Origin of the sequence: Marinomonas profundi (assembly GCF_020694005.1) — a bacterium.
In the GTDB taxonomy this organism is placed as follows: Bacteria; Pseudomonadota; Gammaproteobacteria; order Pseudomonadales; family Marinomonadaceae; genus Marinomonas; species Marinomonas profundi.
The window spans coordinates 1,136,378-1,154,862 of record NZ_CP073013.1; the positions used below are offsets into that span (position 1 = coordinate 1,136,378).

The 18,485-nt window shown below is 43.5% G+C and carries 21 protein-coding genes; 1 reads left to right on the forward strand and 20 read right to left on the reverse strand.

Annotated features, from left to right (window positions below; genetic code table 11):
* Window positions 1-117: 117 nt before the first annotated feature.
* The 11 genes from galE to J8N69_RS05320 form a co-directional block, all read right to left on the reverse strand.
* A complete protein-coding gene (gene galE / locus J8N69_RS05270; protein WP_168827656.1) occupies window positions 118-1,146 on the reverse strand; it encodes a UDP-glucose 4-epimerase GalE in 1,029 nt (342 codons plus the stop codon).
* Window positions 1,147-1,166: 20 nt separating this feature from the next.
* Complete coding sequence (locus J8N69_RS05275; protein WP_168827654.1) at window positions 1,167-1,682, reverse strand: REP-associated tyrosine transposase; 516 nt, start codon at window positions 1,680-1,682, stop codon at window positions 1,167-1,169.
* Between the two features lie 251 nt (window positions 1,683-1,933).
* A complete protein-coding gene (locus J8N69_RS05280; RefSeq protein ID WP_168827652.1) occupies window positions 1,934-3,103 on the reverse strand; it encodes a type II toxin-antitoxin system HipA family toxin in 1,170 nt (389 codons plus the stop codon).
* Window positions 3,093-3,344: a helix-turn-helix domain-containing protein gene (locus J8N69_RS05285; RefSeq protein WP_168827650.1), complete on the reverse strand. Its 252-nt coding sequence runs from the start codon at window positions 3,342-3,344 to the stop codon at window positions 3,093-3,095. The genes J8N69_RS05280 and J8N69_RS05285 overlap by 11 nt, the downstream gene beginning before the upstream one ends.
* Before the next feature lie 221 nt (window positions 3,345-3,565).
* Entirely contained in the window at window positions 3,566-4,552 is a 987-nt protein-coding gene (locus J8N69_RS05290; RefSeq protein WP_168827684.1) for an IS110 family RNA-guided transposase, read from the reverse strand.
* 343 nt (window positions 4,553-4,895) lie between these two features.
* Window positions 4,896-5,327 carry a type II toxin-antitoxin system VapC family toxin gene (locus J8N69_RS05295; protein ID WP_168827305.1) on the reverse strand — a complete coding sequence of 144 codons (432 nt, stop codon included), beginning with the start codon at window positions 5,325-5,327 and terminating at the stop codon, window positions 4,896-4,898.
* Window positions 5,324-5,563 (reverse strand): type II toxin-antitoxin system Phd/YefM family antitoxin, encoded by a 240-nt coding sequence (locus J8N69_RS05300; protein WP_168827303.1) that lies wholly within the window; start codon window positions 5,561-5,563, stop codon window positions 5,324-5,326. The genes J8N69_RS05295 and J8N69_RS05300 overlap by 4 nt, the downstream gene beginning before the upstream one ends.
* A 369-nt stretch (window positions 5,564-5,932) precedes the next feature.
* Window positions 5,933-6,217 (reverse strand): type II toxin-antitoxin system RelE/ParE family toxin, encoded by a 285-nt coding sequence (locus J8N69_RS05305; protein ID WP_168827301.1) that lies wholly within the window; start codon window positions 6,215-6,217, stop codon window positions 5,933-5,935.
* The gene (locus J8N69_RS05310) at window positions 6,214-6,495 is read right to left on the reverse strand and encodes an antitoxin of toxin-antitoxin stability system (protein WP_168827299.1); all 282 of its coding nucleotides are present in this window, start codon (window positions 6,493-6,495) and stop codon (window positions 6,214-6,216) included. Before J8N69_RS05310 ends, J8N69_RS05305 begins: the two co-directional genes overlap by 4 nt.
* Window positions 6,496-6,774: 279 nt before the next feature.
* Window positions 6,775-7,263, reverse strand: a complete 489-nt coding sequence (locus tag J8N69_RS05315; protein ID WP_211085185.1) for a hypothetical protein — start codon at window positions 7,261-7,263, stop codon at window positions 6,775-6,777.
* A complete protein-coding gene (locus J8N69_RS05320) occupies window positions 7,248-7,547 on the reverse strand; it encodes a nucleotidyltransferase domain-containing protein (RefSeq protein WP_168827297.1) in 300 nt (99 codons plus the stop codon). Before J8N69_RS05320 ends, J8N69_RS05315 begins: the two co-directional genes overlap by 16 nt.
* A gap of 597 nt (window positions 7,548-8,144) precedes the next feature.
* Between J8N69_RS05320 and J8N69_RS05325 the strand changes: the two genes are divergently transcribed.
* Window positions 8,145-8,396: an acyl carrier protein gene (locus J8N69_RS05325; RefSeq protein WP_168827295.1), complete on the forward strand. Its 252-nt coding sequence runs from the start codon at window positions 8,145-8,147 to the stop codon at window positions 8,394-8,396.
* Between the two features lie 2 nt (window positions 8,397-8,398).
* On the opposite strand, the gene J8N69_RS05330 is transcribed toward J8N69_RS05325, so the two are convergent.
* From J8N69_RS05330 to J8N69_RS05370, 9 genes are all read right to left on the reverse strand, one after another.
* Window positions 8,399-9,448, reverse strand: coding sequence for a hypothetical protein (locus J8N69_RS05330; protein WP_168827293.1), 1,050 nt, complete (start codon window positions 9,446-9,448; stop codon window positions 8,399-8,401).
* Window positions 9,449-9,453: 5 nt separating this feature from the next.
* On the reverse strand, window positions 9,454-10,494 hold the full coding sequence (locus J8N69_RS05335; RefSeq protein ID WP_168827290.1) for an MBOAT family O-acyltransferase: 1,041 nt from the start codon (window positions 10,492-10,494) through the stop codon (window positions 9,454-9,456).
* A gap of 308 nt (window positions 10,495-10,802) precedes the next feature.
* Window positions 10,803-12,563 (reverse strand): carbamoyltransferase family protein, encoded by a 1,761-nt coding sequence (locus J8N69_RS05340; RefSeq protein ID WP_168827288.1) that lies wholly within the window; start codon window positions 12,561-12,563, stop codon window positions 10,803-10,805.
* Window positions 12,564-12,582: 19 nt separating this feature from the next.
* Window positions 12,583-12,975 carry a hypothetical protein gene (locus J8N69_RS05345; protein ID WP_168827286.1) on the reverse strand — a complete coding sequence of 131 codons (393 nt, stop codon included), beginning with the start codon at window positions 12,973-12,975 and terminating at the stop codon, window positions 12,583-12,585.
* On the reverse strand, window positions 12,968-13,927 hold the full coding sequence (locus J8N69_RS05350; RefSeq protein ID WP_168827284.1) for an SGNH/GDSL hydrolase family protein: 960 nt from the start codon (window positions 13,925-13,927) through the stop codon (window positions 12,968-12,970). The genes J8N69_RS05345 and J8N69_RS05350 overlap by 8 nt, the downstream gene beginning before the upstream one ends.
* Window positions 13,928-13,956: 29 nt before the next feature.
* Window positions 13,957-14,112 carry a DUF5989 family protein gene (locus J8N69_RS17160; protein ID WP_227803985.1) on the reverse strand — a complete coding sequence of 52 codons (156 nt, stop codon included), beginning with the start codon at window positions 14,110-14,112 and terminating at the stop codon, window positions 13,957-13,959.
* 19 nt (window positions 14,113-14,131) lie between these two features.
* The gene (locus J8N69_RS05360) at window positions 14,132-16,102 is read right to left on the reverse strand and encodes a polysaccharide biosynthesis protein (protein ID WP_168827282.1); all 1,971 of its coding nucleotides are present in this window, start codon (window positions 16,100-16,102) and stop codon (window positions 14,132-14,134) included.
* A gap of 734 nt (window positions 16,103-16,836) precedes the next feature.
* The gene (locus J8N69_RS05365; protein ID WP_168827280.1) at window positions 16,837-18,012 is read right to left on the reverse strand and encodes a DegT/DnrJ/EryC1/StrS family aminotransferase; all 1,176 of its coding nucleotides are present in this window, start codon (window positions 18,010-18,012) and stop codon (window positions 16,837-16,839) included.
* Window positions 18,013-18,056: 44 nt separating this feature from the next.
* Window positions 18,057-18,485, reverse strand: a complete 429-nt coding sequence (locus J8N69_RS05370) for a MaoC family dehydratase (protein WP_168827278.1) — start codon at window positions 18,483-18,485, stop codon at window positions 18,057-18,059.

An 18,485-nucleotide genomic window follows, 5' to 3' on the forward strand; every position in this document is an offset into this window, starting at 1 on the left:
CAACACCAAACCAAAATCTTTGTCGCGATAAATCACGACCTACAAAAACCATCCGGCATCAACCACTCGTAAGCCGAATGAATCGAGGCACGAGGCGTTATCTGACGCCTTTTATACTCATGCATCAAACCCATTCGGATTATTCGATTGCCAACGCCACGTGTCTTCACACATACGCGCCAAATCAAACTCCGCCTGCCAACCTAAAAATGTCTTCGCCAAACTCGGGTCTGCATAACACACCGCAATATCGCCAGGACGACGCTCTACCACTTTATAAGCAATGGCTTTATTGGAAACCGCTTCAAACGCTTTCACCATTTCCAACACAGAATAACCATTGCCCGTGCCCAAATTCACCACAAAATGCCCAGCATTCGCCAACACTTTCTCTAATGCACAAACATGACCACGTGCCAAATCCACTACATGAATATAATCACGAACACCGGTACCATCGACCGTATCGTAATCATCACCAAACACGCTCAGACACGCCAATTTCCCCACCGCCACTTGGCTCACAAAGGGCATCAAATTATTCGGGATACCTTTTGGGTCTTCACCGATCAAACCCGACTCATGGGCACCAATCGGATTAAAATAGCGCAAGGTCGCAATATTCCACTCACAGCCGGGCTTATCAACATTCGCCTTCGCCACATCGGCCAGAATACCCTCAACCATCAACTTACTCGCGCCATAAGGATTCGACGTCGACGTCGCAAAATCTTCACGAATAGGCACCGACTTAGGCAAACCATAAACCGTCGCAGACGAACTAAAAATCAGATTACGCAAACCTGCCCGCTCCATCGCCTTAATCAAATTCAGCGTACCCGAGACATTATTTTCATAATACCAAAGCGGCTTCTGAACCGACTCCCCCACCGCCTTCAACCCCGCAAAATGCATCACCGCCGCAAAACTAAACTGCTCAAACACACTATCCAAAAACGCCGAATCTAAAATATCGCCCTCCATAAACAAAGGACGCTTACCGGTAATCGTCTCGATACGGTCCAACACCACCAGCTTACTATTCGACAAATTGTCAATGATAACCGGCTCAAAACCCGCCTTAATCAACTCAACACACGTATGCGAACCAATATAACCTGCACCGCCCGTTACCAAAATCAACATTCTATACTCCAAAAAATCCGTTAAACCAAAAAAAACCAACCACCCCGTGGGCCGGTGTGTAACACCCCGTTCCAATCAATATCAAACAACCCTAATTTGACATCGCGATGAAAACTCGAATACAGCCAATCACGTACTGATGAAACGTAACCATGCTTAACGGGGTTAAAATAACAATAATGGATATGATTTTTTAAATCATCATCGGACCTGATCTCATGCTCCCAAAAACGCTCTTGCCAAACACTCGATTTATAACGAGTTTTCTCTTTTAATGTTTTGGTAAACAATATCTTAATTAACTGCCACCGACGCGAGAAATCATTATCACCTGCTGGCATCTTCCAAATAACGTGCATATGATCAGGCAAAACCACCCACGCAACAATCTCAAACGGGCGTTTGGATTTAACGTTACGAACGCACTCACGCAAAAGATCAACATGCTCAACCAACACACAAGACCCGCGATCCTTCAACGTAACCGTAAAGAAAAACGTACCACCAAAACACTTACTTCTAATATATCGGGACATCCTTATCCACCTAATCAAATAACATCACAACCCAACGCCGGATAACGGTCGTACCTCCCTCATCCGGCCTACAAAACCATAATTTACACCAACCCGCAATCCGGCATCACAACCCCCACACAACCACCCGTGGGCCGGATGAATCGAGGCACGAAGATGTCAAGGTCGCGCCTTTAGGCCGACAAAAACCTAGCAACACCAAACCAAAATCTTTGTCGCGATAAATCACGACCTACAAAAACCATCCGGCATCATTCCCCCACATAACCCAATACCTTCTCTGCTAACCCAGCAAAGTGATCCAACAAACGACCTCTAGAATCCTTACCCGTTGTCTGCTTCTGTAATAATTTAACCTCATATTGCAACCAAACCATGCCAGCTAAACACTCTGCTACGGCACTTCGGGCTTGTTTCAGCGTTAATCCACAATGTGCAACGGCAAATCGTTCCAAATGTGCCACGCTACGCCAACGCTTACTCCCCAAAAGCGTTAACGCCTGGATATCTTGTGAAATATACACCGTTGTTGACACCACATCATAAATTGGCGCCAAACGGATATCCTCAATAGATGAGTACAACACACCAAAATTCTTCAAATGCGCATCACCATTTTGCAACCATTGATTCAACACAATGGCCTTAAAGTAATCTAACAACGCCTTATTGCGATATCTTGGGCTGACAAAAGTTGCAATACTCTTCGCCAACTGCTCGTAACTCCCCACATATTTATCGTCACGAGACCTAGCCTGCAAAACACAAAAATCCTCAAACCCTAAATAACCACTATCCGTCACATCAAAGCGCTTCATCACAAAACAACGCTCATCGTCCGACAGATAAAACTCAGGCACGTCAAGACCCGCCTTGCTCAGTGCCGTCATACAAAGCCATTCATTCAACGCCAAGTCAGGGTAATCGTCCCCCCAAGACTTCACAATATAATGACCCATCCGCAAAGTGGCTTTATCTTTTAAAAGCGCCAACACTTTAGGCTGCACACCACTGACAGGCGAAGACAAAGCAAAACGCCCCACCAACTGAGCGAACAAATCCGGCTGGGAAGATTGCAACACCTCATCCAGCGAAAAAAACTCGCCATCACCTAAATTTGCCCCATAAGACAAACGGCCCTGCACCTTCCCCGCCAGCAAAGCCAACAAACCAAAATCATCCGTCGCCGTCAGCTTTGAAAAATGCTTTTTTAACACCGACAGCAAATAGCCCTCTGGCAAATGCATTTCAAAAATAGGAAAGAGCCGATTAGAAACATAACTTTTAGCCCGGACAGGCATAGTCAAAGAAACAAAAGAAAGGGAATCATCACAGGCGTAGTTCAATAAAAACTCATCAGACTCTTTCGTCAAACAAGCAACAGATTGCGCACCAACATAAACATCTAACTCAGACATCATCACGCTCGGCTAACAAAGACTCAAAAGTGGGCAACCGGCTTACCGCTTGAGGTGTCACCTCATAATGCAGATATTCTAACATCTTCAACACCTTACGGAGACCAATATCCGCCGTACGACCACTCTCGAATCCACTTAACGTCGCACGCGCCAACCCCAAATCATCCGCCATCTGCTGCTGACGAACACCTCGCGCCTTACGCGCGTGTTTAACGAACTGCCCCAGCTCCAAAAAATCCATATTGCTTAAAATACCTTACATGAAAATATAATTTAAATAATAGTATAATATATTAAACAAATAAACTCATTATCCAACCACCCCGTAGGCCGGATGAGCCGAGGCACGAGGCGTTATCCGGCGTTTAGCCCGATGCAACCAACCCACCCGTAAACCAGATGAATCGAGGAACGAAGATGTCATGTAGATACCATCTCTCCTAACCAGCCTCAAGTTTTTATTTAACTAACTTGAGGCTGATATTCTGCTTGATTCTTAACAACACCAAAACATATTTGTGACAACTTTCTCATCGCTGCACCTAGCGCCTGCATTTTTGTTTTGCCTTGTGCTAGTAATCTCGTTTTTTGAGCTTTTATATCAGGATTATGTTGTCCTGCCGCGACTGCAGCCATATACAATTTCGCTCTGATATAACCAGGTCCTTCCTTACTCAAGGATGTTTTTCCTGCCCGTTTGCCAGATTCGTTGTGCTTGGGGATCAGGCCTAAATAAGAAGCTAATTGTTTCGCGCTCTTAAACCGCTTACACGCCAGTAAGCAAACCATTATTCGGGATGTTACTTCACCAACACCGTTTATACTTTCAAGTAATTGGCGGTTCTTTTTTAATTGAGGGTGCCTGTCAATATGCTCATCAATTTCATTCTTGAGTTTATCAATTTCAGCCTTTAATACCGCTATCATATCTTTGAGTGATTGAGCGACTCGAGCTGATGCGTCTGAAAACTCTGCTGCTTCATAACGGTTTTCTTCACGCTGCAAATCTTTTTCTAACGCTTCAAGTCTACGCACCATTGCCTTTAACTCTCTTGCTTCTACAGGCTCTGGCTGCCAACTTGAAAGTGAATATTGTTGGTCATGACCATAGCGAGCGAGCATTGTGGCGTCTGATTTATCAGTCTTATGAACTAGCCCTAATGAGTTTGCATATTGTTTTGCTTTTCCTGGATTTACATGTAAAAGAGTAAATCCTTGTTCATATAAAAAATACATTAAAGGTTCGCTATAAATGCCAGTAGGCTCTGTCGTAATAACAATATTCTGAGCTTCTAACCCCGTATTCTTTACTAACCAATTAACTAATTCTTGATAGCCTTGTGTTGTGTTCTTTAATACCTTAGTTTTTAGCTTATTTTTGACCACATCGCGTAGAAAGCTAACATCTAACTTTTCTTTACCTATATCAATGCCAATAAAAGCTTTCATCTCTATCTACTCCCCTTGTACATGCAGCATCACCCTTACTTGGGGTGCTAGGATACCATTCAGTTTAATGGAGGTTAGGAAATCAGGGCTCAATCTACAAAATAGCATCTTTGTGCTCAGGTCGCGCACGAGCTCACCGATTTCCCGATGTGATAAGTGTTAGCTAAACACTCATCAAGAAGAGATACAAGGTCGCGCCTTTAGGCCGACAAAAACCTAGCAACACCAAACCAAAATCTTTGTCGCGATAAATCACGACCTACAAAAGCCACACAATACCACCCCGTAATTCGGCGGCGAAGGACAAGCCGAGCCACAAGGCGTAACGAATATTTTTAAGATGTCAGCCATCTCTCAAATAAAGCTTAACATCGGACTTCTTGGCAGCTTTGATCAGTTCCTTATCTAGGGTAGCAAGAGGAAGACCTTCTCGAATAGCAAGTTCTAAATAAGCAGCATCATAGCTAGAAAGCTTATGCACCCTTGCAAGATTAAGCGTTCGATTAAATGACTTCAGTGCGGTCATAGAGTCAGCGAAAATGGGTAGATTTTCGAGTTGGGAAATAAAACGCTCTACTTCACTGCCTGTCAGTTCTTTACGCTTCTCCGCCGCCAACAAAACATTGCACGCTTCCAAATGCCAGAGATTTGGCACAACCACCTCAGCCTCAACCAATGTATGTAACACAGACTCAGCGTAAAGCTGATCCGCCTGCTTTGGGCTTTCCAAGATCCATCGCATAGCCACCGAATTATCCAAAACAAAGCGACTCACTTTCTTCCCTCTTCTTTGAGTTCAAGCAAGTCTTTGTCTGACATTATGTGCTTTTTTGCTGCCAAAATATTGTTAATGGTAGCCAGTATTTTATTATGATTATGCACTTTACTCGGGACGATATCGGCAACAGCTCTTCCTCTATTAGTAATCGTAAAAGTATCACCCGCCTCGACCCGTCTCAACACCTCAGGCAGCCGTGTCTTCGCCTCATAAGAACCTATCTCTTCACGCATATTAACCTTCCTCGGACAAACCTATTAGACCAGATCAATAGACCAGACTAATAGACCAGTCTTTCGATGATCAATATACATGCTTTTAAAAAACCGTACAACCTGATGGGTCCTGAACTCTCACTGTCCCTTCCCATTATCTGAAAACAATAGCGGCGATGAAAGATGAGCCGAGGTACGAGACGCTTTACTTGAGAATGAAAGTGACGGTAGAAGATGAACGTGACGTAAACGAAACCACCAAACGGCACATTACGCTCCACTAATGATGCCCTACAAAACGGAACAGCCCCTCCCCCTTATCCCATCCAAGGAGAAGGTTAGGATGGGGTTCGGCTCTTGAACTCGCCATTTTAATTGCCATGCCTGTTACTCCTCCACTGGCGGCCACTGACGGACGGTATGCATCAGGGCCAGTATCCAAACCGTGCCCCCATCGATCTCGTACACCAAACGATAGCTTTCATGCGGGATGAGTTCGTGGGTGCCTGAAACCTTGCCAGCCTTGCCCATCTTCGGATATGCGGCCAACCTAGCGGCCGCATCGCTGAAAAGCTCATCCATGCGAACGGCAGCGCTGGGATTGTCGACCGCGATGTAGTCCCAAATGTCAGCGCGGTCTTGCTCCGCCTCTGGCGTCCAGACGACGATCACGCCCGCCCTGCTACTACCTGATTGCGCCTGGCAGCAAACGCGGCTTCAACTTCATCATTCGACCGACCAAGGCCGACACGCATCGAGGCGCGCCCAGCTTCAACTTTTTGCCGCAGGTAGTCGTCATATTCGCGGGCTTGGCGGCGTTGCTCAATGTAGCCGCGCATAAGCTCGCGCATGACCTGAGACGCAGGCCGATCTTCACCGGCCACTTCGGCCATGAAATCAGCCCGCAGCTCCGGTTCCAGCTTCATCGTAAAAACGGCTTCTTTAGACATAATGCACTCCTTCATAAACATACTAACAAAGTATATACGTTATCAGTACCTTTTCCAGACCAGACAGCACATTGAGGCCGAGGATTTGCACTTATGAACCATCAACCACCCGTAACCGCATAAACCAAGCCACGACCATTACCCAACCACCGTAGGCCGGATGAGCCTAGGCGTTATCCGGCGATGAAGGATGAGCCTAGGCGTTATCCGGCGATAAAGGATGAATCGAGGAACGAAGATGTAATCCGGCAATGAAGAATGAGCCCAGCAGCGAGACGCTTACTTGAAAACAACAGCGACGGAATCCCATCTTAAAGCAAGCTTTTGTTCTGCAAAATGTTTAATTTTTTGATACAGATTTCGCATCAATACAAAACCATTTAACGCTAACTCAATATTATCAATACGCTCAGCGATATCTTGGGGATATTCATGGGTGATACTATTACGAATTTCTCGCAACCTATCCCAATCTTTCACATCATCAATAATACGTAATTTTTCCAATCGATTAAGAATGTCGATCATTGTTGTAGCAGGGTCATCAATTTCACGTAGCTCAATCAACAAATGACGAAACAACTTAGCACCAAGCTTGTCTTGTATTTTTATATAGTTAAACAAAAAACTGTTTACTACCCTTTGATTCGCATAATCTTCAAACCACACCGCTGTTTTTTCTTGCTGGCGCAATATGGCAAAATCTATCTCACATCCTTTAAACAACTGATCAATGGATTGAAAAACATCAACTAATGAAGGTCGCATAATAAAAACCCCGATTCTCTTGCTATACGGTCAATCAAACGAGGCGTCCCTCGGTGAATGACCAAATCTATCTTTTGATCACCAATATCACGCTTCAACCCTGTCAGAAAAGTGATCTTTTTTTCAGCAAGATCATCAAAAGAAGAGGGAATGATATACAAATCGATATCTCCACCTTTTTGCGTATCATCAACTCGACTACCAAATAGAAACAACTTCCCTTGGCGAAAAACCGTCGTGAAATGTTGGATAATAGCTTGCTGTTGCTGTTCGGTCAGACGCATAAACGTACCTTCTAGATAAAAAGAACATACCGATTATAGCAAATAAAGCAAAAACTCTATCGCACTTGATCACATATTATCAACCCACCCGTAGGCCGGATGAGCCTAGGCGTTATCCGGCGATGAAGGATGAGCCCAGGCGTTATCCGGCGATAAAGGATGAGCCTAGGCGTTATCCGGCACAAACCCATATGACACAAACCCAACGCCGGATAACGGTCGTACCTCCCTCATCCGGCCTACAAAACCATAACTTACGCACAAACCCGCAATCCGCCATCAACCACCCGTAACCGCATAAACCAAGCCACGACCATTACCCAACCACCGTAGGCCGGATGAGCCTAGGCGTTATCCGGCACAAACCCACATAACACAAACCCAACGCCGGATAACGGTCGTTCCTCCCTCATCCGGCCTACAAAACCATAACTTACGCACAAACCCGCAATCCGCCGTCAACCCACCCGTAGGCTGGATAAGCCGAGGCATGAGGCGTAATCTGACATTACTAGCATCGAATGACCATGCTTTTCTTTACCTTTTAAGCAAAAATACCTAACCTACATAACATAAATGTAAATAAGAGAAAAAAGCATGAAAAATATCACGCGCAATGAAATTCGAGCGCTTATCCGTGAGATATTAGAAAAAAACAACGATACAAACCACATTGGTGACGATGATGCACTTATATCATCAGGCAGACTCGACTCGTTGGACATTGCCGAATTAATGATTTATTTACAAGACGAATATGGTATCAATACGGCTAACTCGGACCCCGACTTTTACAATAAGCTGGATTCTATAGAGTCAATTACCCAGTATATTAACCAGCATAATTAATTTCATTCTAATGCTTTATTATCTAAATCCTGGATATGTTTGGCTATTTTCCTAGCTAATAAAGCATTACCTTCCGGTGTGAAGTGACTACCTGTATCAAGAAAATATTGCCTTCCATCATCAAAAGCATGGGTTAAATTGATAATCGCGCTGTTGTCTATTTGTGAATAAATCTTATTGTTAATAGCGGAATATATCGCTCTGTGCTTTTCATTTAGGAATGACTGCAAGTTTTCAACGTTAGCGTTTTCACTCCATACGGATGGCGGTATAAAAATAAGCGTTTTAGAACCTTGTTCTTTACCAAACGCAAGCAACTGATTCCAACGATCATCCACTCTTCTCGCTGCTATATCTTGATACTCTGGTTGCTCGCAAAGGCTGTTTGTAGTGGTAACTTTATCTTTTAAAGAGCGAACAATCGATACTAAAGCGGGTAAACGATACTTCTCTATAACAGCTTCTATTTCAGAGTGACTAACATTTTTAGTGCATTCCACATAGTGACTAAAAAAACCATTGACGATAACGACCAAATCGTAACGTTTCTTTTCTATAGCTGCCATTCTATACCAATCAACAAAATTACCGTCTAAATTAATACCCAACATGGAATAGTTATCGATTTTATAATCAGGCAATAAACCCTGCATCTGCGCAGATAAAGCATCTTTAGCTTCAATATGATAACCAAAGCTCTGTGACGATCCTAATAGCAGCATCGTTTTTTTCTGGACCTGAGAAATGGATGTATCGGCAGGAAAAGCTCGATGACCGTAATCATCAATTTTGTAGATACCATACTCTCCTGGCTCAATAATACGATCCAAAAATGGCGCATTATAAAATGTTAACTTCTGTGAGTCAGAAAAATTTCTCTCATAAATTGCTCGATCTGTATTGTCAGGCAAATGATCAAGAAAGACACTATCCTTATTAAACTGAGCGACTTTATGCCTAGCATACAAAGCAAAGTCACCAAAACCATCAAAAAACAAAACTATGCAACCAAAAAGGGAAACAATAGCAAAAGTGTATTTAATTTTTTTCATAATCATCAAAAGTCAAAATAATAAAAGCTTTCAGGATGCTGTGCAGCCACTAAAGAGCAACCAACGATCACCGAGATTAAAACGGGCACAGAAAGCAAAGCTGGAACTTTAGCTGCTTGCTCACGAATAAAATTAACATTATCAAAATAATGTACACTCAAAGTGATCAAAACAAGAAACAGCACAAACATATTGTCTGGAGAAAAAGCCTCTATATTAAAAGACAACATAGACTGATAGTAGTCCCATGCCGAAGACGCAGACGCGCTGCGAAACAAAATGGCTAAAAACGACCAAACAAAAAAGTTAATGACAATAAAAAACACTTTAGTATACGCGTATTTTTTAACAAATTTACCAAAGCCTATATAGTTATCAATCACCATAATAATGCCTTGCAAGCCGCCCCATATAATGAAGTTCCAGTTAGCACCATGCCAAAGACCAGAAACTAACATAGTGATCAATATCGGCAAATACACTAACCCCTTACCAAAGTAACGCACCAGGGGCACAAACAAATAGTCTCTTAGCCAAAAGCTAAGCGTCATGTGCCAACGCTTCCACATTTCAGAAAGTGAAAAGGACAAATAAGGCGAGCGAAAATTTTCAGGGAAGCAAACGCCAAACATACCCGCAATAGCAATAGCCATATCGGAATAAGCACTGAAATCACAATAAATCTGAATAGAAAAACCAAGTGACGAAATAAACAGATCCCAAAAACCATGACTCAGTGGATCACTAAAGACTGGCGCTATGTACCCACCTATCGGGTCTGCGATTAACACCTTTTTCACCATCCCAACCGCAAACAAAGGAAGGTTATAAACAAAGTTCCCCCACGAAACATGGATAGACTTAAACTGAGGCACCACTTCTCTAGTACGTAATATTGGCCCTGCAATCAAGTGAGGGAAAAAGGAAATATACAAACCAATATCAGAATGATTAATATTTTTAACAGAGGAGCGAGAAAAGTCCACCATCATACTGATTAAACTAAAGGTAATAAAAGATATCCCCAAAGGAAGGGCAATCCCCATCCCACTGATCCCAATAGTTCTTAAAAAAAAATCTGTATATTTATAAAAAATCAAAGGAAGCAATGAGAAAACAATCAAAAAAGGTAGATATCGCCTATTCCGCGCTAATAAATGACAGGCCACCACCCCAAGTACAATATAAAAAATTAAAATGAAAAAATAACCAACATCCCAGTAAGAATAGAAAACAATACTGAGTAAAATCAAAGCAAAAATACGAAACGAAGGCTTAGAAACCTTTATGATAAAAAGCGCAACGAGAAGAAACAGTAAAAAACTTGGTAATTGAAAGTACATAGTAGGTATGTCTAATCCAAAGCATAGTTATTTTTTGAGTATATTGGACTATCTTGATCGGTCTTATTCAAAAGAACATTTCCAATAACAAGTAGATCAATACCAGTATTCATAAAGCAGTTGAACGCATCTTCAGGGGACAACACCATGGGCTCACCGCGCACATTTAAACTGGTATTCACCAACACAGGGCACGCTGTTTTCGCCTTAAAGCGGCTCAATAAGGGATAAAAACGCGCATTATTTAATACGGACACAGTTTGTATACGCGCTGTATTGTCCAAATGAATAACCGATGGAATCTTCTCTTTCACGCCGTCTCGCGCAGTGCAAATAAAATTCATAAAAGGAGAAGAAGACTGAATATCAAACCACGCCTGCGCATCCTCCTCTAAAATAACCGGCGCAAAAGGACGGAATGACTCTCGAAACTTGATTTTGAGATTCAACTCACGTTTCAGCTCAACACCCCGTGGATCAGCCAGTATTGAACGATTGCAAAGCGCACGAGGACTAAACTCAGCTCGCCCTTGTACCCAAGCAACCACCTTCCCCTCGGCCAAGGAGGTTGAAACGGTATCGTATAAAACATCGTCCGATACGACCGAATAATGGGCACCAACGGAATCAAGATAGGCCACAGCCTCATGCTGAACAGTATCTGGACCTAAATAAGGGTTATAATGAGCAAGAGGCACTCGTGCATTATTCAGGTACAAATGCCAGCAAACCAAAGCGGCACCGAGAGCACTTCCAGCATCCCCTGCCGCAGGTTGAACCCACACAGCATCAAATATGCCGCTTTTTTGTACCTTACCAGTAGCAACACAATTAAGCGCAACGCCACCTGCAAGGCACAAATGACGCTCACCTGTTAGCTCACGTGCATAACGTGCCAACTTAATAAACAGCTCATCAATAACAACCTGCAAAGAAGCCGCAATATCCATATGCACCTGATCAAGCGGGCCTTCTGGTAAGCGAGCGGGCGTACCAAACAACTGCGCCATTTCGGGACCAAACATTCTTAATTCGGTAGCAAAACGGAAATAGTGCATGTTTAAGCGAAAGCTACCATCGTCTTTTATGTCAATTAAATGGGCTTTCATCAAATCAGCGTAAATAGGTTTACCATAGGGCGCTAGCCCCATGACTTTATACTCACCAGAGTTTACTTTGAACCCTAAAAAAGCCGTAATGGCAGAATAAAGCATGCCAAATGAATGTGGAAATTTTAGCTCTTTTAAATGTTCAATGGTGTTATTTCTACCAACAGAAATCGTTGTAGTGGCCCACTCTCCAACCCCATCAATAGTAATAATCGCAGCCGATTGAAAAGGCGAAGGATAAAAGGCCGCCGCAGAATGGGACAAATGATGATCGGAAAACAGCAACACGTTATTCCATTTATCGCCATCTGGCAAAGCGCACAACGCCTTCTTTAAATCGACTTTCTGAAAAAGTTTGTCTTTTAACCAAAGCGGAATGGCTTCTTTGAAAAGAGAATAGCCTTTAGGCGAAAAACGAATGCAGGTTTCAATAATGCGCTCAAATTTATTAAATGGCTTTTCGTAAAAAATAACATAATCAATGTCTGCCATCGTGATCTGGTTATCTTTTAACAACCATTGAACCGCATTAACGGGGAAGGATTCATCGTTTTTTATTCTTGAAAAACGCTCTTCTTGGGCAGCGGATACAACAACACCATTGTGCAATAAAGCGGCGGCACTATCATGGTAATAGGCCGAGATACCTAAAATATAAGACACAAAAACGCCCTTCTAGTACTTAATACTGCTTAGTAAAATCATCCACTGAAAACGTCTTTTTTTCAGCCTCCCCCCAGTAAGACACTGTTTTTTTATTGGTTCCTAACGTAATGATAGATGGCCTAACCAACCTCAAAAGCCAACATGAGGGAACCACAAAAAAATGGAACAAACACCACATCAATACTTTTCTAAAACGAGAATGAAAACGATCCATCCCACGAATCACAAACAGCAACCGCAGCGGCGCAAACACAGCAAACACAAAAAGCACCAGCGCCAAAGGTAACAACCAAGGCCACAACGTCCCTAAAGCCAAGCTAATAATGGTGCTAAATATCAATAAACCGGCACACAAAGACAATAACTTAATGCGAGTTGGCTTAACCTCAGAGTCAATCACATTATTCATCTGCTTTCTCACTGATTTTTGCCACCACCAAATCAGAAATAATCGCAAACGCTTTGCCATTCAAATGAATATCTCGGCTAGAGACCCAAAAGGCTTGCGTATCTGGCCCTTTTAACGACGGCAGGGCATCAATGTACTCCAAGCCATATTTCCCTGCCATTTCACGAGCAGCGTCTCCCATAAAAGCAAACTGATAGGCATTAAGATCATGCATCTCTGGTATAGATACCACAATAATCTCGGCACCGTCCTGCACCGCAATGTCTTTTAACATAGCAAACGCATTATCAAGAGTTTTATTTCCTTCTGGGCTACGCCACTGATCCTCATAACCCTTTACTAATGCCTCTTCACCGTATTCACCACTACTAAGCTGATTAACAAAGGTCATCATCAGGGCAAATAACTGGCTATTTTCTACCAACCAACTGGGCTTTTCCGTCACCACTTGAGCCGTAGCCCTTGGCGTGACCAACACAACAATAATATCGGCCGGAACACTAGAACGTAAGCTCTGCCACATACGAACAGCTTGCTCAACATTCATATTGCCCACACCGGAATTCACCACATCATAGCCAGCCGGTAGCTTCTGGGAAAGTTGACCGCGTAAATTTTGCTCATCAGAGACGCCCCACCCCAAAGCCACAGAATCGCCCACCACGGCCACTCTATGCTTAGCAGAAAAATCTGGCTGTGGTCCTCTCATGCCATATTCATTGATAGCAATGGACACATTTTGCAACTGAGCAGAGCGGCTAGGTACATGCTGGTGACCTATTCGCGAATCCGGGCTTTCTTCTTTTAACTCCTTCGCATAACGCCACATTTCAATAACGTAATTTTCTTGGTTTAACGTCGCCAAACGAACAACGCCCTCCCCTACCAGGACAGCAAAAAACACACCTAATGACGCAAAAGCAATATTCTTAATAAGAGAGAAAGGCTTCATTCTTTATCCAGCAAACAACAAGATTAAAATTAAAATATCGCGTAAACAAACGGTGCCCACGTCGCATTACCTGATAGTACGAAGAACACTGAAAAAATCAATAAAACCAATAAAAAGGGAATCAAAAAGATCCGTGACTTTTTTGAAAAAAAGAACCCAAGCAACTCTAAAAAAATCTCTTTCATATGCACAATACCTGTAAATTCAATCTATTTTTCTTAACAACACAACATTCGAATCACTTTCTTCTTGCTGAGCTTTTCTTGCATTCCACACCAAATCGCCAATACCATCCGTCGGCTGAAAATCGGTTGGCGCGTTGATCAATATGTCACGTACTTTTTCGTGGTCAAAATCGTGACACGCTTTGTCTAATGCTTCCATGGTGCTGGCATAATCTGCCAAAGACAAAAAGCGTTCATGAGCAGTCATAATGCGTTTGTGCTGGGTTTTAGCCACGTTATCGCCAATCAACAACTCTTCAAACAGCTTTTCACCAGGTCGCAACCCGGTGAACTGAATTTCAATATCCCCATTTGGATTTTCGGGGGATTTCACTTCCAATCCGGACAAGCGAATCAGATTAGTCGCTAAATCCACGATCTTCACCGGTTCCCCCATGTCCAACACAAAGACATCGCCACCTTTCCCCATGGCACCCGCTTGAATCACCAACTGAGCGGCTTCTGGAATGGTCATAAAATAACGAATAATATCTGGATGAGTCACGGTAATCGGCTGATTTTCCTGTATTTGTTTTTTAAACACAGGAATCACCGAACCAGACGAACCAAGCACATTACCAAAACGCACCATGCAAAAACGGGTAAACTTTTCTTTCCTCGCTTCTTTTTTAGCTTCTTCTTCGGCCAAGGCTTGCAAACCCAATTCGGCCATACGCTTAGTAGCGCCCATCACATTCGTTGGCCGTACCGCTTTATCCGTGGAAATCAACACAAAAGACGCCACACCGCTTTCAATCGCTGCTTTGGCGCAATAATAAGTACCAAAGGCGTTATTACGCACGCCTTCGACCACATTGTATTCCACCAAAGGCACGTGTTTATAAGCCGCTGCATGGTAAACCGTCTGCACACCAAACGCCTTCATGGTCGACGCCAAACGATTAATACGCTGCACCGAACCGATCAAAGGCACAATATTCACGTTAAAAGGCAGACCAACCAGCAGCTCATTCAACTCTTGATCTATGTTATAAACCGCAAACTCAGACACATCGAACAACACCAAAGTCGATGGCTGCTGAGCGAGAATCTGCCGGCACAGTTCCGAACCGATTGATCCACCAGCGCCAGTGACCATGACCACCTTGCCAGCAATATTCGCCTGCATCAATGACGCCACAGGCGCCACCACATCACGACCTAATAAATCGTCTACCGCCACATCTTGCAGCTCACTCACCTTGGCTTTACCAGTGACAATATCGTCAAAATCCGGCACGGTTAACACTTCCACCGCATAAGGCAGCAACTGGTCAATCACCTTTTTACGGTCAGAACGGCTGGCTTTCGGAATCGCCAGTAACACTTTTTCGATTTGATACTTCTCGATCAACTCCTCTAACTTAGTAACATCATAAACAGGAATCCCCTGAATAATGGTATTCGCCAAAGATTTATCGTGATCTATAAAACCCTTTACCCGATAACAAGACGCTTGGCGCAATGCCAAGGTTAACTGCCGCCCCGTAGACCCCGCACCAAACACCAAAACAGATTCATAACCTTTACGCGGCGATTGCGTGATCAAACCACGGATCAACAAACGCGACCCACCACACAACATCACCAAAAAAGGAAAATAAATAATCGGCACAGTACGCGGAATAGACGCTTCAAAGAAATAAGCAAAGGTAGTGATGCTCAGTGCAGACACCGCCGCACCACACAAAATCGCAGTAAACGCATGAAAAGTTAAATAACGCAAAATCGCCCGATACAAGCCTAACTTGACATTGACCAACAGGGTCACCGCCGCCGTACCGACCAACACATACCAAATCGCATGACTGGCAAAACCCGTAAACTCACCCAAACGCGCCCAATAAGCAAACGTAAAAGCCAAACACACAAAAGACGCATCGACAGCCAAACTGATCAACCGCTTATAAAACCGCGGCAAAGACCAAAGAAAATCCAATTTTTTTACCATCTAATACACCCAGTATGCGCAAACCAAAAAAACAAAACACAACCCGTTCTTGAACTGTCCCTTCCCCTTATCACTTCCAAGGGGAAGGTTAGGATGGGGTTAAAACTACCCACCCCGTAGGCCGGATGAGCCGAGGCACGAGGCGTTATCTGACAACCCCCCATATCACCCCCAAGGGAAAGACGAACTGTTTTTATCCCCTCCCCTTATCTCTTCCAAGGGGAAGGTTAGGATGGGGGTTGTCTCTTATTCCCTCCCCTTATCTCTTCCAAGGAGAAGGTTAGGATGGGGGTTGTCTCTTATTCCCTCCCCTTATCTCTTCCAAGGAGAAGGTTAGGATGGGGGTTGTCTCTTATTCCCTCCCCTTATCTCTTCCAAGGGGAGGGCTAGGGAGGGGTTCTGAAGTAAACCATTTTACGCCAAGTTGGCAAACAATACGTAGGTAAAATTCACGAAAATCTACAAAAATAAAGCAGAAAAACGCGCCTTGTAAACCGCGGCACGTCCTTAAAAACAAGACCCAAGGCAAATCAATCAGTTAAACAAAGTTAGCCCTTAACTCTGTCCCCAGACCCACTGCCCGTTACCGTCTTAATGATATAAGAAAAATAACTCGCTAACGACAAACTCTGAATCATCTTAGCATCGGTTTCCGCCAGCAACTCAGGGGTCGACATATCGATTATCGAAGCGCTAAAACATGTTTGATTAAACCAAACCCAGTAATAAAGAAATCAACAAGACGCCATAGAAAACACGGTCTGAATGACTTGAACCGTCTTATCCATTTCTTCTTCCGTTAAAGTTGGGTGAACTAAAAACATTATACTGGTATCACCAAGTTGAACAGCGTTAGGAAGACGTTTTTCAGGTCGCCAAGGGGTATTATCAAAGGCTTTTTCAAGATACACCTCTGAACAACTGCCTTGAAAGCACGGCACACCAAGCTTAACGATTTCTTCAACGATCCGGTCACGGCTCCAGCCTTCGGCTAAATGTTCTGGCACAGCAAACATGTAATGCTTGTATTCCGCGTGTTCAATATAATCCGGCACCTTCACCAAGCGTACACAAGAAAACGCGCTAGCAGCTTGGTCAATTTTAGCGCCGTAGGCTTGGCGCTTTGCAGTCCATTCGGCCATTCGCGTAAGCTGAATACGACCAATCGCGGCTTGCATTTCTAACATACGCCAGTTGGTACCAAAGCTTTCATGTAGCCATCGAAAACCTGGTGGATGTTCTTTGTGGTAAATGGCATCGTAACTTTTACCATGGTCTTTGTAAGACCACATAAACGACCAAAGATCTTTATCATTAGTCGTGACCATGCCACCTTCGCCACCCGTCGTCATAATTTTATCTTGGCAGAAACTCCAAGCACCAATATGACCAATACTACCAACAGAACGACCTTTGTATTTAGCACCATGAGCCTGCGCACAGTCTTCTATGACAAAGAAACCACGTTCTTTGCTCAACGCCATAATGGCGTCCATTTCAGCAGGCATACCCGCTAAATGCACAACAATGACGGCTTTGGTATCGGGAGTAAGGGCCGCCTTGATACTATCGGCCGTAACAACCTGACTGTTCAAATCCACATCGGCAAAAACAGGGTTTGCCCCAGCCGTCACAATACTAGAAGCAGAGGCCAAAAAAGTACGCGGCGTGGTGATCACATCATCACCCTGCCCAACGCCTACTGCTTTTAACGCCACATCTAAAGCCAAAGTACCATTGCTCAAGGCAACGGCGTAATCAGTACCAACCCAAGCGGCAAATTCTTTTTCAAATTCACGGCACTCAGTACCTGTCCAATAATTCACTTTGTTGGACAAAACAACACGGCTAACGGCATCAGCCTCTTCTTGAGTGAAAGAAGGCCAAGGAGAAAAAGGGGTGTTTAACATCAAAATTCCTGGAGTACTATAACAATTAAACAAGTTACTATGAGTTAAGGAACATACAACTCAGCTGTACCATCAATAACGGTTTTATTTTTAACTTTACAAACAGTATCAAAAAAAACTCTACGCTTTTTAGAGTCAACCGATGTAACCGTTGCTATCGCAGTAACTGTATCATCCAAATATACTGGTCGCTTAAAGTTATACGACTGAGCAACATAAACGCACCCAGGACCAGGTAACTTGGTACCAAATAAAGCTGAGAAAAAACTTCCAGAAATCAATCCATGTGCTATGCGTTTCTTAAACCTTGAGTTTTCAGCATATACGTCATCAACATGTACAGGATTATGATCACCAGATAACCCTGCAAATGTTTTCACATCCGCATCGGTAATAGTCTGCGAATAGGTAACAAACATCCCTTCTTTTATGTCTTCAAAAGGTATCTTGAAATTGACCTCGATAAGCTCCAT

What these genes read in the sequence shown, in the direction of transcription:
- galE (WP_168827656.1), bottom strand. Translation starts at nt 1,146, where the DNA reads ATGTTGATTTTGGTAACGGGCGGTGCAGGTTATATTGGTTCGCATACG.
- J8N69_RS05275 (WP_168827654.1), bottom strand. Translation starts at nt 1,682, where the DNA reads ATGTCCCGATATATTAGAAGTAAGTGTTTTGGTGGTACGTTTTTCTTT.
- J8N69_RS05280 (WP_168827652.1), bottom strand. Translation starts at nt 3,103, where the DNA reads ATGATGTCTGAGTTAGATGTTTATGTTGGTGCGCAATCTGTTGCTTGT.
- J8N69_RS05285 (WP_168827650.1), bottom strand. Translation starts at nt 3,344, where the DNA reads ATGGATTTTTTGGAGCTGGGGCAGTTCGTTAAACACGCGCGTAAGGCG.
- J8N69_RS05290 (WP_168827684.1), bottom strand. Translation starts at nt 4,552, where the DNA reads ATGAAAGCTTTTATTGGCATTGATATAGGTAAAGAAAAGTTAGATGTT.
- J8N69_RS05300 (WP_168827303.1), bottom strand. Translation starts at nt 5,563, where the DNA reads ATGCGTGAAGAGATAGGTTCTTATGAGGCGAAGACACGGCTGCCTGAG.
- J8N69_RS05310 (WP_168827299.1), bottom strand. Translation starts at nt 6,495, where the DNA reads ATGTCTAAAGAAGCCGTTTTTACGATGAAGCTGGAACCGGAGCTGCGG.
- J8N69_RS05315 (WP_211085185.1), bottom strand. Translation starts at nt 7,263, where the DNA reads ATGCGACCTTCATTAGTTGATGTTTTTCAATCCATTGATCAGTTGTTT.
- J8N69_RS05320 (WP_168827297.1), bottom strand. Translation starts at nt 7,547, where the DNA reads ATGCGTCTGACCGAACAGCAACAGCAAGCTATTATCCAACATTTCACG.
- J8N69_RS05325 (WP_168827295.1), top strand. Translation starts at nt 8,145, where the DNA reads ATGAAAAATATCACGCGCAATGAAATTCGAGCGCTTATCCGTGAGATA.
- J8N69_RS05330 (WP_168827293.1), bottom strand. Translation starts at nt 9,448, where the DNA reads ATGAAAAAAATTAAATACACTTTTGCTATTGTTTCCCTTTTTGGTTGC.
- J8N69_RS05335 (WP_168827290.1), bottom strand. Translation starts at nt 10,494, where the DNA reads ATGGGGATTGCCCTTCCTTTGGGGATATCTTTTATTACCTTTAGTTTA.
- J8N69_RS05345 (WP_168827286.1), bottom strand. Translation starts at nt 12,975, where the DNA reads ATGAATAATGTGATTGACTCTGAGGTTAAGCCAACTCGCATTAAGTTA.
- J8N69_RS05350 (WP_168827284.1), bottom strand. Translation starts at nt 13,927, where the DNA reads ATGAAGCCTTTCTCTCTTATTAAGAATATTGCTTTTGCGTCATTAGGT.
- J8N69_RS17160 (WP_227803985.1), bottom strand. Translation starts at nt 14,112, where the DNA reads ATGAAAGAGATTTTTTTAGAGTTGCTTGGGTTCTTTTTTTCAAAAAAG.
- J8N69_RS05360 (WP_168827282.1), bottom strand. Translation starts at nt 16,102, where the DNA reads ATGGTAAAAAAATTGGATTTTCTTTGGTCTTTGCCGCGGTTTTATAAG.
- J8N69_RS05365 (WP_168827280.1), bottom strand. Translation starts at nt 18,012, where the DNA reads ATGTTAAACACCCCTTTTTCTCCTTGGCCTTCTTTCACTCAAGAAGAG.
- J8N69_RS05370 (WP_168827278.1), bottom strand. Translation starts at nt 18,485, where the DNA reads ATGGAGCTTATCGAGGTCAATTTCAAGATACCTTTTGAAGACATAAAA.